This window comes from Evansella vedderi (assembly GCF_030813435.1).
GTDB classification, from domain to species: domain Bacteria; phylum Bacillota; class Bacilli; order Bacillales; family Salisediminibacteriaceae; genus Evansella; species Evansella vedderi.
Map to the genome: position 1 here is coordinate 30,084 of NZ_JAUSUG010000022.1, position 17,331 is coordinate 47,414.

11 protein-coding genes and 1 other annotated feature are annotated in these 17,331 nt (G+C 39.6%); all 11 genes read right to left on the minus strand.

Going from position 1 to position 17,331, the window contains the following annotated elements; translation table 11 throughout:
• Positions 1-19: 19 nt before the first annotated feature.
• Complete coding sequence (locus J2S74_RS21835) at positions 20-472, minus strand: DnaA N-terminal domain-containing protein (protein WP_307330106.1); 453 nt, start codon at positions 470-472, stop codon at positions 20-22.
• Between the two features lie 296 nt (positions 473-768).
• Positions 769-1,530: a DeoR/GlpR family DNA-binding transcription regulator gene (locus tag J2S74_RS21840; protein ID WP_307330109.1), complete on the minus strand. Its 762-nt coding sequence runs from the start codon at positions 1,528-1,530 to the stop codon at positions 769-771.
• A gap of 635 nt (positions 1,531-2,165) precedes the next feature.
• Positions 2,166-4,268, minus strand: coding sequence for a bifunctional aldolase/short-chain dehydrogenase (locus J2S74_RS21845; RefSeq protein WP_307330228.1), 2,103 nt, complete (start codon positions 4,266-4,268; stop codon positions 2,166-2,168).
• A gap of 255 nt (positions 4,269-4,523) precedes the next feature.
• On the minus strand, positions 4,524-5,777 hold the full coding sequence (gene rhaA / locus J2S74_RS21850; protein ID WP_307330112.1) for an L-rhamnose isomerase: 1,254 nt from the start codon (positions 5,775-5,777) through the stop codon (positions 4,524-4,526).
• Between the two features lie 2 nt (positions 5,778-5,779).
• Positions 5,780-7,195 carry a rhamnulokinase gene (rhaB, locus tag J2S74_RS21855; RefSeq protein ID WP_307330115.1) on the minus strand — a complete coding sequence of 472 codons (1,416 nt, stop codon included), beginning with the start codon at positions 7,193-7,195 and terminating at the stop codon, positions 5,780-5,782.
• Between the two features lie 391 nt (positions 7,196-7,586).
• Complete coding sequence (locus J2S74_RS21860) at positions 7,587-8,552, minus strand: AraC family transcriptional regulator (protein WP_307330120.1); 966 nt, start codon at positions 8,550-8,552, stop codon at positions 7,587-7,589.
• A gap of 87 nt (positions 8,553-8,639) precedes the next feature.
• Positions 8,640-8,834, minus strand: a complete 195-nt coding sequence (locus tag J2S74_RS21865) for a hypothetical protein (RefSeq protein ID WP_307330123.1) — start codon at positions 8,832-8,834, stop codon at positions 8,640-8,642.
• Between the two features lie 172 nt (positions 8,835-9,006).
• Positions 9,007-10,251: a tyrosine--tRNA ligase gene (gene tyrS, locus J2S74_RS21870; RefSeq protein WP_307330126.1), complete on the minus strand. Its 1,245-nt coding sequence runs from the start codon at positions 10,249-10,251 to the stop codon at positions 9,007-9,009.
• A 43-nt stretch (positions 10,252-10,294) separates the two neighbouring features.
• Positions 10,295-10,475: a binding site (T-box leader), on the minus strand.
• Between the two features lie 165 nt (positions 10,476-10,640).
• On the minus strand, positions 10,641-11,084 hold the full coding sequence (locus J2S74_RS21875; protein WP_307330129.1) for a MarR family transcriptional regulator: 444 nt from the start codon (positions 11,082-11,084) through the stop codon (positions 10,641-10,643).
• Between the two features lie 654 nt (positions 11,085-11,738).
• Positions 11,739-13,238, minus strand: coding sequence for a malate:quinone oxidoreductase (locus J2S74_RS21880; protein ID WP_307330132.1), 1,500 nt, complete (start codon positions 13,236-13,238; stop codon positions 11,739-11,741).
• Positions 13,239-13,489: 251 nt separating this feature from the next.
• Positions 13,490-17,245 (minus strand): alpha-L-arabinofuranosidase family protein, encoded by a 3,756-nt coding sequence (locus tag J2S74_RS21885; RefSeq protein ID WP_307330134.1) that lies wholly within the window; start codon positions 17,243-17,245, stop codon positions 13,490-13,492.
• Positions 17,246-17,331 lie beyond the last annotated feature (86 nt).

Sequence of the window (17,331 nt, forward strand, 5' to 3'; positions counted from 1 at the left end):
TGGGGGCAGGACCGTTTAATCAAACCCCATTACTTAATCGCCTTACGATGGACATGATATAATTTACATCTTCACGTGTTTTTACATCCATTTCTAAACAAATGTCTTCCATTGATTTTCCCTCTAATAACCAATTACTTATCTGTTCCTCATCTTTTAAATATTCTTCAAGTAAAAACTCCACGTTATGTCTCCTGCTCTCTTTTGATGATGGTGAAGGAATAGGCCGATCGGCTAAAATAAAATAGAGCTTCAGCTTTTCACCTGTGATTTGCTGTAAATTTGCCTCGAGTTGGTCCTTATATCGATTCTCTAACCAGTCTCTAGCAAATTCATTATGGGCTGATACAGTAAACTTATTGGATTCCAATCGAAAAGCTTCCGTTTCTTTAATCCATGTGTCATAAGCAGGTTCAGAGATTTCCACCTTTATAAGACTTTTTACTTCATTCCATATTTCTCGGATATCCATTAAATCACCCTCTTCTATAAAACTAAAATACATTTCTTCTATTGTTATCTACATTAAACCAGTTAGTCATCCCTACACTTTATCCCTATACATACAATTATTTTCAAATACTCTTCCTTTGGATTGCTTTTTTGCCATAAAAAAACAACCTTCCATTTTCATTTCACAGGATTATTCGACAAACATCCCATAATCCCCTTGCAAATAAAAAAGAAAATTGTGTCGTTTTTTTGAACTTTATAGTGGGACCTGCCCTCGTTACACTTAGGTATTATCGTACCAGGGGCAGGACCTTTTTATGTTGCAATGATCACCTTCACTCCACTATCTCTCAGACCTTGAACAATTGCTTCTTCCGTAAACGTATCGGTAATGATCGAATCGATACTAGTTACATCACTGATTTTTGTTAAGGCCCTTGTTCCGAATTTACTATAATCAGCCATATAATACACCTTGTCAGATAGCTCAATGACTTTATGCCTTAACCTGGCCTGTAATTCATTGTTATCACTTAAGCCTCTCTTCACATCAATGCCCTTACTTGAGATAAACGCTTTATCAATAAAATACTGGTCCAGTGCACTTTCCGCCAATGGCCCTACGAATGAAAGGGAAATAGTCGTTAAGGAACCCCCTAAACAAATGACATGAATCTTATCCTTCTCACTCAATTCCAATGCCACTTTCATGGAATTTGTTAATACCGTTAATGGCATATTCGGCAAGCTAGAAGCCACATACCAAGCCGTCGTACTTGCATCTAAAAAGACCCTTTCCTCTTCCTGTATATGGCTAATTGCCTCTAGAGCAATTGTCTTCTTTTCTTCTACATTAATAACTTCTCGTGTAGCATACGGGATTTCCGATTGATTAGATTCTACTGAAACCGCTCCCCCGTGACTTCTTGTTAATTTACCTTCCCCTTCGAGCTTCCCTAAGTCTCGTCTAATGGTTTCTTCTGTTACACCGAAGATTTGACTTAGCTCAGAGACACGAATACTTCCCCGCTCATTTACAAGTGCAACAATCTTCTTATATCTCTCTTCTGCAAGCATAAGAACCCTCTTCCCTCTAATGCGTTTAGCCAGAAAGTATGAATCTAGTTGTCATTCGCTACGGTCCCCTCGCTTTCCGTGGGTGCTCTGACAAGCCTCCTCACGACTTCGTCGTTGCGGGGTCTCGTCTTGATCATTCTCCCACAGGAGTCTCTCGGACCTTCGCTCATTCCAAGCAGACTAATATTTTAAAGCTCCATGGTGCAAATTTTTACTTGTATGGAGGTCTGCCCTGTAAATACAAATATTGTGTTGATATTCGCTGCAGCCCACTCCCTTTCCGCGGGCGAACCGCAAGCCTCCTCGGGCTTACGCCCTGTGGGGTCTTGCCTGGCTCGCTGTTCCCGCAGGAGTCTCGTGGGCTTCCGCTCACACCAACAGAAATAAAAACTTGTATTTTCATTCTCCATGGTGCAAAATTTCACTTGTATGGAGGTATACCTCCTAGTTTAAACGCCTCATAAATTATTTATCCATTACCACATATAGGTTACCTTAATTAGGCCTTGAATTCCAACAACTAAATGTATTTTGAGTAAGTACATTTACTGTAACCCGAAATGAACTTCACACAAAAAGGAAATTCCTGTGAGGAAATGCGTACCTTCACAGGAATTCTTTTTATTTTTTAACTATTAGCGTGTAAATGCGGCTGGTACTCCGCCGTCTACTGTGATCATGCAGCCTGTTGTTTTTTCTGCTTTGGAAGAAGAGAAAAAGGCAATGGAATCTGCAATATCCTCTGGAAGGATGTTAACTAGTAACGTTGTACGTTTACGATAATGCTCTTCTAGTTGATCTGGCTCGATACCATATGCTGCTGCACGTTCTTCTCTCCAACTGGAACCCCAAATTGCAGAACCTTGTAACACGGCATCTGGAAGGACAGAGTTGACACGTATACCATACTCGCCACCTTCTGCTGCAATACAACGGGCTAAGTGTGTTTCCATTGCTTTTGCTGAACTGTATGCCGCAGCGTTTTTCCCAGCATAGACAGAGTTTTTCGATCCAACAAATACCATACTTCCACCAATGGCTTGTGTTTTCATTTGTTTGAATGCTTCCCGTGCTACTAAGAAATACCCTGTTCCAAGAACATTCATGTTAAGGTTCCATTCTTTTAATGTCGTCTCATCGAATGGACTTGAAGTTGCAAGACCTGCATTGTTTACAATAATATCGACACCACCATAGGCTAATGCCGTTGCTTCAAAAGCAGCTTGTACCTGCTCCTCACTTGTAACATCCATTTTTACGGCAATGGCACGACCTTCACCATATTCTTCGTTAATTTCAGCTGCTAGTTTCTCCGCACCTTCTAAGTTTAAGTCAGCTAAAACGACATGTGCTCCTTCAGAAACGAATTTTCTAGCAGTAGCACTTCCAATTCCACCAGCACCACCTGTGATAAAGGCAACTTTTCTAGAAAACTCCGCTTCTGCAGGTGCAAGGGATAACTTGTAAAGCTCTAGTGGCCAGTACTCAATGTTGTAGGATTCGTTTTCATTTAGAGATACAAAGTTTCCTAGGGCAGTAGAACCTTTCATAACGGAAATGGCACGAGTGTAAAGGGCTCCACTAACATTGGCCATGACGAGGTTTTTCCCAGAGTTCACCATCCCAATTCCAGGGATTAAGATAACCCGTGGCGCAGGCTCCATCATTTGGTCACCATCGTTCTTATTACGCTCGAAATAGGCTTTGTACTCCTCTTTAAAGCTAGCAACCCCTGTTTTGATAGATTCGATTAATTGACCCACGTCTTTTGTTTGCGGATCCCAATCAATATAAAGGGGAACGCGTTTTGTATGAACTAAATGATCAGGACAAGCAGCACCGATTTGGGAAAGCTCTGGTGCATCGTAGCTATTAACAAACTCTAGTATATTTTCCCCAGTGTCATAGGTTAATAGCATTTTCTTCTCATCACTCACAGCTCCACGAATGACAGGAAGTACTTTCGCTAATATGTCATTTTTCTCTTCGGCAGGTAATGATGTATATTTTTGCCCACCAAAGACATTGTTTTCTTGGATTTTCGAGTTGATGTAAGCCTCTGCTTCATTAATAACAGAGATTGTTTTATCATAGCTTTCTTTCGCTGTTTCTCCCCACACCACTAAACCGTGCTTTTCCATTAATACAAGCTCTGCATTAGGATTATTTTGCACTCCCTCTGCAATCATTTTTGATAGAGTAAATCCAGGACGGATATATGGTACCCAAACAAAACGGTTCCCAAAGATTTCTTCCGCTAATTGTCTCCCATTATCTGCACAACACAGGCTAATTATCGCATCTGGATGCGTGTGGTCTACATGCTTAAATGGTAAAAATGCATGTAATAACGTTTCAATAGATGCTCTCGGATGCTTGCTATCAATCATGCAATGAGATAAGTATTCTACCATTTCTTCATCTGGCATTTCATCCCGTTCTATTAACGGACGAATATCCTCCATATTTAAACCAGTAAAGTTTTTGTGTTTCATTGTAGCTAAGTCAGATCCGCTTCCCTTTACCCACATTACTTCAATATCTCTGCCTCTGAAATCCTTTTCTATCGTTTTCATGGACGTATTACCGCCACCCCAGTTACAAACAGCACGATCCGATCCAATTAAGTTTGAGCGATATACGAGTTCATCTAATCCAGTCTGCAATTCCTTAACTTCTTCTTGAGACCATAAATTTTTAACCATAACACCCTCCGTATTTGTTTGTTTATTTTTGATTTATTTTGTATTTTCACTATAACACAAATTTGTTTGTGTTTGAATACTTTTAAACAGACTTTTTTCATAAAAAAATAAGTGGGGTATTTACCACTTATTTCCCGTTTATTTTTGATTTGTTATATAAATTCGATGCTAAGGTTTCCCGGTCACCCTTGCTTTGACACGCGTATTGTGGGCTATCTTTATAGGTCGCGCTTCAATCTGACTCTTTGGCACGCGAAGTCAATACCACTCTAGTCTAGGTAAAACCCTTTATCTTTTTAGTAGAACTTCTTGCTCATAACTTTTTACTTCTTCTAACCAAGTTTCTTTCACTGGCACTCCCATTTGCTCGCAATAATAATCCCAGATGGCTCCAAATGGATAGGTTTTAAACTCCTCCAACAATGCTAGTCTTTCCGTGAAATTACCCTCATCTTGCAATTGCTTTAGCTTATCATTTGGTATTAGCAATGCATACAGTAAAGACTTAATCATGTTACGTGTACCAATGGTCCAAGCAGCCACACGGTTGATGCTTGCATCAAAGAAATCTAAGCCGATAATGACACGATCTAATGCATCGTTCCTTACGATTTCAAGTGCAATTTCCTTTAACTCATCATCTAGGATAACTACATGGTCACTGTCCCAGCGGACTGGGCGTGAAACGTGTAAGGCTAATTTTTCACTAAATAGAAGCATGGATGATATTTTATTAGATACAGTTTCCGTTGGATGATAATGTCCTGTGTCTAGTAAACAAAGCTTATTATTTTGTAAAGCATAGCTTAAGTAAAACTCATGGGATCCTACTACATAGGATTCAGAGCCAATTCCAAACACTTTACTTTCAACGGCATCCAAGTTATATTTTTCATCTATTTCTTCTGCAAAAATCTCGTCCAATGCGTCCTTAAGACGTTTTCTTGGGGTCAAACGATCACTAGGAATATCCTTGTATCCGTCTGGAATCCAAACGTTTGTTAAACTTGGAGTTCCTAGCTCCTTACCGAAGTACTCCCCAATTTTACGGCTGACTTTACAGTGGTCAACCCAAAATTTACGGATCTCCTCGTCTGGATGAGCTAACGTTAATCCATCCGCCGCTTTTTCATGGGAGAAAAGGGTTGGGTTGAAATCAAGTCCTAAACCATTTTCCTTTGCCCACTTCACCCAGTTCGCAAAATGTTCTGGCTTCAGTTCATCCCTTTCCACCTCCACTCCATCTGTTTCTGCATAGATGGCATGGAGATTAATCCGATGTTTTCCAGGAATAAGGGAAAGGGCCTTATCTAAATCCATACGAAGCTGCTCCGGTGTCGTGGCTTTCCCTGGGTAGTTTCCTGTGACGTCGATTCCACCAGACAGTTCCCGTTGGTTTACTTCAAAGCCTGTTACGTCATCCCCTTGCCAGCAGTGGATGGAAATAGGCACTTTCTTTAACGTTTCTAAAGCCTTCTCAACATCAATGCCCCATTTTTCATAGTCCGCTTTTGCTGCTTCAAAATTTGCTTTAACTGACATCCTTATCTCTCCTCTATTAAACTAGTATATTTTTTAACCTCAAAGGAATCCTTAATCATTGTTCGTGCTTCATTAATATCCTTTAATTCATTTAAAGCTATAAGCTGGGCTGCGACATTTCCAATGGCCGTTGCCTCCACTGGTCCTGCATAAACGTCTTTCTTCGTTTTCTCGGCAATAAGTTGGTTTAACAATTCATTTTGGCACCCACCACCGATCACGTTTACCCGATCAAAATTTTGCTCATAGATTTCTTCAATTTGATCAATGGCAGATTGATAGCTTATGACTAAACTGTCAAAAATACATTTGGCCATTTCACCAGCAGTTTGTGGAATCTCCTGAGATGTTTCACTGCAATATTGTTGAATGGCCTCCATCATATTATCAGGTTTCAAGAACCTCTCATCGTCCACATTAACGGTGGAGGTAAAGCCGTCAGCCTCACGGGCGAGATCCACCAACTGAGCAAAGGAGTACTGATCGCCCAGGTTCCGCTTCACTTCTTGAATCATCCAAAGACCCATAATATTTTTCAAAAAACGGTAGCGGTAGTCGATACCGCCTTCATTCGTAAAATTATAATCTAGCGCTTTCATTATACAAATAGGAAAATGATTCTCTACCCCAATGAGTGACCACGTACCGGAGCTTAAATAGATGGTCCCCTCCGTTTCCGGTACGGAAACAACTGCAGATCCCGTATCATGTGTAGCAGGAAGGATTACATCTAAATCAAAGCCTAGCTCATTCACAATTTCTTGTTTCAAGCCACCTAACACTGTTTTTGGCAGCTTAATATCCTGAAACATGCCTTTGTTGATTCCTAAATGATCCAGTAATTGATGATCCCATTTTTTCGTAAAAGCATTTACTAGCTGGGTAGATGTGGCATTCGTATACTCATTTGCTTTAACACCAGTTAGTAAGTAGTTAAGATAATCTGGGATCATTAAAAATGTTTTTGCTTTCTCTAGTATTTCTGGATTGTTTTTCTTTATGGAATAAAGCTGATAAATGGTATTAAACTTTTGAAACTGAATACCCGTCTCCAAATACAGACGTTCCTTGGAGATAGTTTGGAAGACTTCTTCCATCATCCCATCTGTTCTTGGATCGCGATACGCCACTGCATCCGTTAATAAATGGTCATTTTCATCAAGTAATACAAAGTCCACGGCCCACGTATCAATACCGATACTGTCCGGTTGAATACCTAGTTCATGACATTTCTTTAGTCCGTTTTTGATTTCGTCAAAAAGCTTATCTATCTCCCAGCAAAAGTTTTCTCCATTGTGGACGATTTTGTTTTCGAACCGATGGATTTCCTGTAGCTTTAATTTCCCTTCCTCCACATAGCCGTGGATCAGTCTTCCGCTGGATGCCCCTATATCGACTGCTATACTAGATTTGCTCATTTTCTCACCTTCCTCGAAAACGCTTACTTACATTTATAATAACGAAGGATTACTGGTAAAAATATATCTTAATTTACTTATTTATTATCCTTATTTGCAAAAAGCAATCAGTGTGATAGATTCATGAGAGTACTAATTTGGTTGTCATTCGCTACGGTCCGTTCGCTTTCCGTGGGTGATCTGACAAGCCTCCTCACGACTTCGTCGTTGCGGGGTCTCGTCTTGATCATTCTCCCACAGGAGTCTCACGGACCTTCGCTCATTCCTCCATATAAAAATGCTATTTTCATTCTCTATGGTGCGAATTTCAATTTGCAAATGGGTCTACCTTAATATAAAAAAGACTCCATTCGTAGCTTTTCGCTTGAATGAAGTCAATGGATTGTTTCCTTTATTTCATATTTGCGTGTCTTAATTGCTTTGGTGTTTGTCCAAATTTTTCTTTGAAAATACGATAAAAATAACTGATATTGTCGTAACCAACATGATCTACCACTTCTCCAATGGGGAGGTCTGTGGTTTCCAATAGTTCTTTTGCTTTGGTGAGCCTTTTTTCCTGAAGGAGTTCTTTAAAGGTTTGGTTTGTTGCTTTTTTGATGCTTTTGCTCACGGCATATAGGGGTTGATTCCACTGCTTTGCCAGCTCATTTAAGGAAGCATGTTGGTAGTTTTCATCTATATACTTTAAACTTTGTATCACTAAATTCCGTTCAAAGGGAATATCCTTTTTTTGCACTAGCTTTTCGGAATGCTTAATCAACTGTACGATGAGAAGTCCCATATATAACTTCACCGTCGAATCGGAGAGAAGGGTGTGGTGGAACAGTTCCACAATCATTTTTTCCAAAATATCTTGAATTTCCGTTACTTCAGAAACCTTGAAATACAAATATTCTCCATTATGCGTATTGTTGTACAAGCTATTTAACAGGAAATCACTCACCATATTTTCCGAGGAAAGAAAGGAAAAGATGAATTTCAAAAAATCTGGGTGAACGATAAAGTTTAGAATAATGTCCTCCTCAGCACAAGCGTCTATTTCGTGCTCAATGTGCTGATTTAAAAATAATAATTCCCCCTGTTTTAAGGTAATCTCCTCATCCCCGACCCGCTGCTTTAACTGACCGTTTAGAACGTAATTAATCTCGATGTAGTCATGCTTATGCTTTGGAAAGTCAACAAACCTAGTATGTTTTCTTGCAACGATCTTTTTTTCATTGCTTAAAAACTTATCCCTTTCGATAATGAAATGGGTTTGAGTCGTATATAAATCCTTCACAACTTCCTTCTTTTGCTGCAGAATATTTTGCTCTTCCTCCGTTATTTCCATTAGTTCTTGCAGAAGTTGAACATTCATCGTACTCCCCACCTCATATTACTATTCTAATAATTAGAGTAACATAAGTTGGCCTTAACGGCTTTGTTTTTCAAAAATATAAATTAATTACCTAAAGAAAAAGTAAACAATGACGAAAATGAGTGCAGGGACAAACGTAATAATATATAACAGGGTTAATAATGTCATGCGGCTCTTCGTTGTTTTTACATAATCTTTGTCATTAGGTTTTAATCCAATGAAAATAGTTGCAGCAAGGGCGAAAATACAAATGATGGCGCTAACGCCTATCAGTATATTCATGTAAGAACCTCCTGTCTTCTTAACATTCATTCTACTAAAAAACCTTATGTATTACCGTACTCTTCTATATTAAATGGTATATATAATATCCTCAATGTATTTACTCTAATAATAATTCGAGGGTGACTCAATAGGTTTTAGAACTAACCTTTTGAGTTCACCCTCTTTCAATTTAAATATTTATTCTTAGGAACTTACGCTTTCCAACTTGGATGATTAAATCCTTCTTCATAGTAACTAGGTGTTGCATGTCTTCTACCTTTTCCCCATCTATTTTGACACCTTTATTTTCAATCATTCTACGTGCTTCACTTTTGGAGTTCAATAGTTTTAATCCTACTAATAAGTCGATGACCGGTACTTTCGCATCTCCTTCCCATTGAACCACAGGAATTTCTTCAGGCATGGTTCCTTTTTGAAAAACAGAGATAAATTGTTTTTCAGCCTTTTCTGCAGCTTCCTCTCCATGGTACATACGAACAATCGTCTTCCCTAAAAACATTTTTGCATCTCTTGGATGTAATTCACCGGATGCTAAGTCGTCTTTTATTTTTGTCAGTTGTTCAGGAGACAAGTCTGTTATTAATTCGAAGTATTTAACCATTAACTCATCTGGAATAGACATGGCTTTCCCGTACATCTCTTGAGGACTTTCATCAATACCAATGTAGTTTTTCTTTGATTTTGACATTTTTTCTACACCGTCAAGACCTTCTAATAACGGCATTAGCATGGCCACTTGCTTTTCTTTGCCGAACTTCTCTTGAAAATGTCTACCCATTAGAATATTAAAATGTTGGTCCGTTCCACCAAGTTCAATATCCGACTCTAATACAACGGAATCGTATCCTTGCATTAAAGGGTAGAAGAATTCATGCAAGGATATTGGTTTTCCAAGGGCAATCCGCTCTTCAAAATCATCTCTTTCCATTAGTCTTGCTACGGTTATTTTGCCGGCCAACTGGATGACATCTTCAAAATTTAATTTCGACAGCCACTTTGAGTTAAAGTGAAGCTCTACTTTATCCATGTCCATAACTTTGCCAAATTGCTCAAAGTACGTCTTCGCATTATGTTTTACTTCCTCATCCGTTAATTGTTTCCTAGCGACAGACTTCCCAGTCGGATCTCCAATCTTCCCAGTAAAGTCTCCAATTAGCAATTGAATGATATGACCGTTATCCTGAAATTGCCGCAGCTTGTTTAATACAACGGTATGACCAAGGTGCACGTCAGGTGCGGAAGGATCTAGTCCTAATTTTATTTTTAACGGCTTCTTTTCCATTACTGATTTCGCTACTTTTACTTCTAATTCTTCCGTAGGAATGATTTCTTGGGCACCTTGCGTGTAAGTCGCCATTTGCCTTTTTACTTCTTTATTTTGTTCTTCTGTTAGCTTCTTCCATACGCTTTCCATCTACATTACCCCCTATATAAAAATTAAAAAACCATATTCTTATCAAAGGGACGTGATTTTCACGCGGTACCACCCTTTTTGAAGATTATGGTCTTCCACTCATTGATTGCATAACAAAGCTCTAGGAATGTAATTCGTATTACCTTTGTATCGATTCACACCAACCATCGACTCTCTGTATACAGGGAGGTAAGTCCTACTGATTTTCCTGTCATCGCTTTACTATTATTTATTTATAATTTTAACCTGAAAATACAAATACTGTGTTGGTATTCACTGCAGCCCACTCCCTTTCCGCGGGAGTCTCGGGGCTTCCGCTCACGCCAACTGCAATAAAAACTTGTATTTTCATTCCCCATGGTGGGAATTTAATTAGTAGATTATTTATGTTAAAACTTATTTTCTCGTATTACTCGCCTTAATATTTCGGAGACGTTTTTTTGCTCCTCTACAGTTAAGCTGGAGACAATTTCAATTTCTCCTTTATGAAATTGTGGGTAGAGCTCTTCCATTATTTCTTTGCCTTTATCTGTAATCGTTACATAGGTTATTCTTCTGTCCCTAATGTCCGTTTTTCGATAACAAAATTCTTTTCTCTCCAGCGTTTTTGTAATGTTACTAATGGTAGCTTTGGATACGGCGGTTAACTCTGCCAGTTTTTTTGTTTCTACGGATTCCCATATCCATAAATCATAAAGGATCGAAAAGGAGGTCCACGAAAGTCCGTGTGTCGAAAGAACTTCCCGTTCCATTTTATTTCTCAACCCTTGTGCAACTCGATAGATATTCGTTACAACAGAAACAGCATCTAAATGAAGAGAATCCAAAGGCATTTTAGACAGACGGTTGATTGTATCTTTCTCTTCTTGTAGTAGCTCTCCGTCATCATTAAATGAATGTATAGCAACCAGCCCCTCTTAATTTTCAAAATCGTTAGCTATGAAACGATATTACTAAAAAAATAAGTTAATTGCAAGATATAAATTAGATGAATGAATTTTCATAAATTTAGGCCCTTCTATACCAAGGGGTTTAAAGTATAAAAAAGGAGTACCTCCCCTAATGTCTGATTACTCCTCTTCTATTTGTCTCATAAAGCTTTCATGAAACGCGTAACGAAGCGGAAGTGCCTCTTACCTGTACCATTAAGCTTTTATGAAACGCGTAACGTAATGGAGGCGCCGCTTACCTGTTCCATAAAGCTTTTATAAAACACGTAACGATGCGGAAGTGCCTCTTTCCTGTTTCATAAAGCTTTCATGAAACGCGTAGCGTAATGGATGCGCCTCTTACCTGTCTCATAAAGTTTTTATGAAACGCGTAAATTTAATTAAATATTATTCTAAATTTGTTGTCTTTGTAAGAAACTGAATGATGAAATTGATTTAATACAAAGAAATAAAAAAGTAACAAAGTTTGCATGATAGCCGCCTATAAAAAAGAACCTTTGATCTACGGTGGGATCAAAGGTTCTACCATTTAATGTATTAAGTGAAGACTAATTCTTTTTCCTTTAGGCCGAGGGTTTCGGCTGTTGAAGTGTGAATTTCTTGCAGGAGCTCCGGGTTCTCCATTAGTGACACGCCGTATGAAGGAATCATTTCCTTGATTTTCGGTTCCCACTCTTCCATATGTTGTGGGAAGGATTTTTTGATTACCTCAAGCATAACATGAACGGCAGTAGAAGCACCTGGTGATGCGCCTAATAAGGCTGCGATGGAGCCATCGGCAGCAGTAATTACTTCCGTACCAAATTGAAGGGTTCCTTTGCCCGCCTCCGTATCTTTGATTACTTGTACACGTTGACCTGCTACTACTAAATCCCAATCTTCGCTTTTCGCATCCGGGATAAACTCACGCAACTCTTCCATGCGCTGTTCCTTCGTTAACATCACTTGCTGGATCAAGTATTTCGTCAATGACATCTCTTTTGCACCTGCTGCAAGCATTGTCAAAACATTATTCGGCTTGATGGAAGTTAATAAATCAAACATGGAACCATACTTTAAAAACTTTGGTGAGAAACCGGCAAATGGTCCAAATAGTAACGATTTTTTATTATCGATAAATCTAGTGTCGAGATGAGGAACAGACATTGGAGGAGCACCAACTTTAGCTTTACCGTACACTTTTGCATGATGCTTCTCAACAACAAACGGATTGTTACATACCATAAATAGCCCGCTTACAGGGAATCCTCCAATATGTTTGGACTCAGGAATACCGGATTTTTGCAGTAAATGGAGGCTTCCTCCCCCGCTTCCGATAAAGACGAATTTTGCAGTCTGGCGTTCCACAGTACCGCTATCAAGATTCCGTACTTTCACTTCCCATGAACCGTCCTCTGTACGTTTTATATCCTCAACACTATGCTTATAGTTTATCTCTACGTTGTTATCTTTTAAATGATCAAATAACATGCGTGTTAAAGCACCAAAGTTAACATCCGTACCAGAGTCAATTTTTGTTGCGGCTATTGGTTCATTCGATGTACGCCCTTCCATGATAAGGGGGATCCATTCCTTTAGTTTCTCAGGATTATCGGAATACTCCATCCCTTTGAACAGGGGGTTATTGGATAACGCTTTAAAACGATTCTGCAAAAACGTTATATTCTTTTCCCCTTGTACAAAACTCATATGAGGTATTGGCATGATAAAGTCCTGCGGATTACGAATCAGATTGCTGTTTACAAGGTAAGACCAAAATTGCATGGATACCTGAAATTGTTCATTAATGTTTATAGCTTTACTAATATCTATAGATCCATCCTGTTTCTCAACTGTGTAGTTAAGTTCACAAAGTGCCGCATGCCCGGTTCCAGCATTATTCCATTCATTAGAGCTTTCCTCTCCGGCGTTTGCGAGCTTCTCAAACACTTTTATTTCCCATTCTGGTACTAACTCTTTCAGTAATGATCCCAAAGTCGCGCTCATGACTCCGGCACCAATTAGAATAACGTCTGTTTTCGTTTCTCTGTTGCTCATTTTTACCAACCTCTTAGACTAAGATTTGAAGATAGGATATAGGTGCTCCCTTAGGAAATACAAAAAGCCAATTCGCAACCCAATCACACATCTTTTATGATCAAAGATACACATAATCATAGTTTATCAGAATTTTTAATAGATTAAAATATTAATTTACGATAAAAATGATGGTAATAGTAGTATTTAGGGATAAAAAATGCGCCTGACCCCCAGTACAATAATACTGCATCAGGGGTCAGGCCTTCTTTTTATTCTATATTTAATACAATAATATTTACTGAATTTGCGGATAAAGTCACAACTGCACAGTTATTATCCAGTTTGATTTCCCCTTCAGTAGGTACTACCAATTCAGCGTTCTTCTTGTTGACGTTTGGTGTATGAACAAGGGATTCATCCCCAGTAACGGTAATGAATTTACCTTCTGCTGCTACGTTGAAATCCTTCAAAGAGATTTTCGTTGGTTTATCAAAGGCATCAGCATTAACAAGCTTAACATACACGTGATTATCGTCTTTCGTAACAGAGTTGAAAATGTCACGGTTATATACTTCTAATTTGTAATCCAACACCTTGCTTGTAAATGTACCATCTGTGTAAGAGCAGATGAGTCGGTCTCCAGTTTCTCCACCGTAATTAACAGAAATAGTGTAAAGAGTACCGTTTTCCAACTCTTCATACATGCTTGATCGTAAGTTACCGGCTGCTGTACTGGATGAATAGTCACCTAATGTGTATCCTTCAATGCCATCCTTGTAAACTTTTACAGCCGTGGCGTTTCCGTTATATCCAATGGCGTATTCATGAACATTCTTTTTCTCTGGTGAAATATCTGTCAAGCCCACGCCTACATAAATACCATCGTCGCCCGATACTTTTGTGGCATTTACCTCAACCCGATAGTTCGTCCAGCTTTCGTTTAGGATATATAGACCGTTCCGTCCTCCGTCCTGCGCTTGTAACACGAGACCTTTTTCAGGATCAATAGTGTATCCTGTCGAGCCTGGGATCACTTCCCATGCAGGATTTAGTTCCTTTGTAAAGTCTTGTTCAAGTAGGACCTCGTCACTTATATTATCCATCACTTTCACATGCTTCACATGAATTTCTGCATTGCCCGCAGCGATTTCAATTCCACCTCGTGGAGTGAACGCTGTCAGATTTCCGTTTTTGTAAGCCGAGAAGGAAGTACCAAGTAACTTAGTGCCAAGGTATTTCCCGAAAAGTCGCTGTACATAGTAATTTGGTGTGAACCAAACCGTTTCATCGTCAAACCAAATTAAATCCGGCGTCCATCGATACGTTCCATCCGTCAATACTTTATTAAATAACGGGGCATAGGCAGCTAACCTCACCACATCAGAATTTTTTTCATAACCGGTCATAATAGCAGCTTCCGCAATAGCGCCAGCTAATGTGTTCTTATCTGTGGAGGCAAATTCTCCAACGAAAACTTTCGAAGTCTCCCTTTCATTCAGGCTGCCGTCTGGCTGATAGGCTCTGTAGTAATAGTTGTATCTGTCCACATTGTTTAACAAATACTCGTTGGAGCGGTAATAATGCTCGTCAGCAATGGTATCCATGTAGTTCGGTTGTTTTTCATACCAAGTGACCGTCTCCTCCGTAACTGTCTTACCGTCCGTAAACTTTACGGTTGCTTCTCCTGTTAAATTACCACTTAAGAACTTCCAGCCTTCTTGATAAGCAATATCGTCTGCTTGTGCACCAACAGTGGAGATAATGTGCATTTCATAACCCGGATAATGCTTGTCCATATACTCATCAATTTTAGCTTTGAAGTATTCAAAGTTTGCGAAGAACTCTGTGCCCCAGTTTTCATTACCAACACCTAAATAGTGTAAGTCGAACGGCGCTTCATGCCCCATCTGTTTACGTAAAGCAGCCCACTCATTGTTTTCAAAGTCGGTGCTGATAGCAAAATCAATTAAATCAGTAAAGCTCTTCACATAATAATCTCTCAGCTCGCCGCCTGCCGGATGAACATAGTCGGAACGGGCCTGGCAGAGTACCCCACAAGCCATGACAGGTAGCGGCGTCGCATTCAGGTCTTCGGCTAATTGAAAATATTCCATATAACCTAACCCCATGGTCATCATGTAACCCCATACATTAAAGTTTTCTTTACGTATTTCCATATCTCCAACAGAGTCTTTCCATTCATAGACGTTATCCCAAATAAAGGAGCCTTCTGAAATACATCCACCAGGGAAACGGAAAAATGTCGGGTGCAAGTCAACAAGTGCATTCACTAAATCTTTTCTTAAGCGATAGTTGGGATTCCCTTTATAATTGGCATGTGCCGATGGTGACCCTTCTTCTTCACCTGCGCCCCATACGTCTTGTGGCATTAGAGAAACCATGTCGATGGAAGTGTCCCCATCAAAGGTTAAAGCTAACTGACCAAGGACCGTTTTGGAAGCGGTTAATACAATCTTTGAATCGACGCCGTATTTTTTCCACGTGTTACCGCCTTCTACTTCGACTGTTACAGTATCACTGACCGGCTCGCCGTCCTGATCTTGCAGTTGTAATGTGATACTACCTGCCGATTCGGCTTTCGCCCATATGGTAAAGTCGTATTTATCATCTTGTTTAATACTCATGGCACAATGATGATTCGAATCGGTAAATCCTTTGTTTATGATCGTGCTGCCATTCGGTACGGTTATATAATGAGAATTGACGTCTTTGTCGGAAATTCCATAAAACTCATTCAACCCTCCCGTATTCTTTACGGTTACTTTATCCACATCTCCAAACCAAGCATGCAATGGTTGATGGTTTCTTCCTGTGGAGCAGCCACACTCCCCTGAAGCGTGAGAATAGGTATCGAATACGAACGATTCAAAGGAACGGTTTTGAACAAGCTCCGCATAAATACCACCGTCCGCTGCGTTGTTAATGTCTTCATAAAATAGCCCATATAACGTCTTACTAATATCTAAAACCTCTTGGCTTCCGTCAATCGTTAATTGATGGGATGGAACGCCCTCAGGAAGTACAGTCACTGTAAATTCTCTTTCCGTCGTGTCATTCCCTTTACTTAAAGTAGCCGTTAGTGTTACCCCTTTTGGTGTTTGAATCTCTCCTACTACCCCATCATCCGATAACGATGCTTGATCGCTGGACTTCCAAGAAACAGTAACCTTTCCACCCATGAGAGAAGAAGGTAGCGTAAGATCCTTCGATACAATAGTAATTGGAAAAGATAAATATTTGTCTTTAGCAAGTTGAACAATTTCTTTATCTGTAAGGGATTCACACAACACCTCGATAACTTCATCTTGCGTTAAACCTGCTTTGTAAACACGGAAGTCAGATAGGGAACCGTTAAAATCCGCGTCCACCTCATGTTGTGACCTTCCAATATAATTATTGCTGTAAGCCGCCGAATCCGAGAATGTTTCAAACCAGTTGCGAAGTCTCTTATATGTACCACTGGAAGTCTGACTGATAGAGCCATCAGCAACTACTTCACCGTTCACATAAATAACAGGCCCCGCACTGCTTAACGTACCGCCTTCCGTTCCTGTAACGGACATGGCCACATGGATCCATTCTCCCGAAGAATACGTTCTTCCCGCATCAGCAACAATATCTGCTCCTGAAAAACAAACGCCCCGTAAATTCCGCGATAAGAAAAGATATGGTCCTCTGAAATCTTTACCGAAATCGAAAATTCTCTCCCATACATTCGTACCTTTTCTCAAGTAAACCCATGTACTCACGGTAATACCAGTAAGATCGTTAATATCCTTTAGAAAGCCAGAAGGAAGCTTCATATAAGAAGTACCATTTTTGCCACCGGCAAGCGTAACAGCGGTTCTCCCACCAACTGTTTCTACTGTAGGTTTTGTTATCCCCTCTGCTGTTGCATCATTACCACTACCTGAAATGTCTTTTCCCACATTGTCAGGATCATCAAAAGAATAATGGGCAATGATACGGTCTTTAGATGAAATATTTGTCTTGTTTTGTTCCATGGATACTCTCCTTTGCCGCATAATAACTACAACTTCCGTTAACGTTAACAAAAATGTTAAATAAATAATATAAATACAAATATGCA

Coding starts and splice junctions, on each gene's coding strand:
- J2S74_RS21880 (WP_307330132.1), bottom strand. CDS start 13,238: ATGAGCAACAGAGAAACGAAAACAGACGTTATTCTAATTGGTGCCGGA.
- J2S74_RS21885 (WP_307330134.1), bottom strand. CDS start 17,245: ATGGAACAAAACAAGACAAATATTTCATCTAAAGACCGTATCATTGCC.
- tyrS (WP_307330126.1), bottom strand. CDS start 10,251: ATGGAAAGCGTATGGAAGAAGCTAACAGAAGAACAAAATAAAGAAGTA.
- J2S74_RS21840 (WP_307330109.1), bottom strand. CDS start 1,530: ATGCTTGCAGAAGAGAGATATAAGAAGATTGTTGCACTTGTAAATGAG.
- J2S74_RS21860 (WP_307330120.1), bottom strand. CDS start 8,552: ATGAATGTTCAACTTCTGCAAGAACTAATGGAAATAACGGAGGAAGAG.
- J2S74_RS21835 (WP_307330106.1), bottom strand. CDS start 472: ATGGATATCCGAGAAATATGGAATGAAGTAAAAAGTCTTATAAAGGTG.
- rhaB (WP_307330115.1), bottom strand. CDS start 7,195: ATGAGCAAATCTAGTATAGCAGTCGATATAGGGGCATCCAGCGGAAGA.
- rhaA (WP_307330112.1), bottom strand. CDS start 5,777: ATGTCAGTTAAAGCAAATTTTGAAGCAGCAAAAGCGGACTATGAAAAA.
- J2S74_RS21865 (WP_307330123.1), bottom strand. CDS start 8,834: ATGAATATACTGATAGGCGTTAGCGCCATCATTTGTATTTTCGCCCTT.
- J2S74_RS21875 (WP_307330129.1), bottom strand. CDS start 11,084: ATGCCTTTGGATTCTCTTCATTTAGATGCTGTTTCTGTTGTAACGAAT.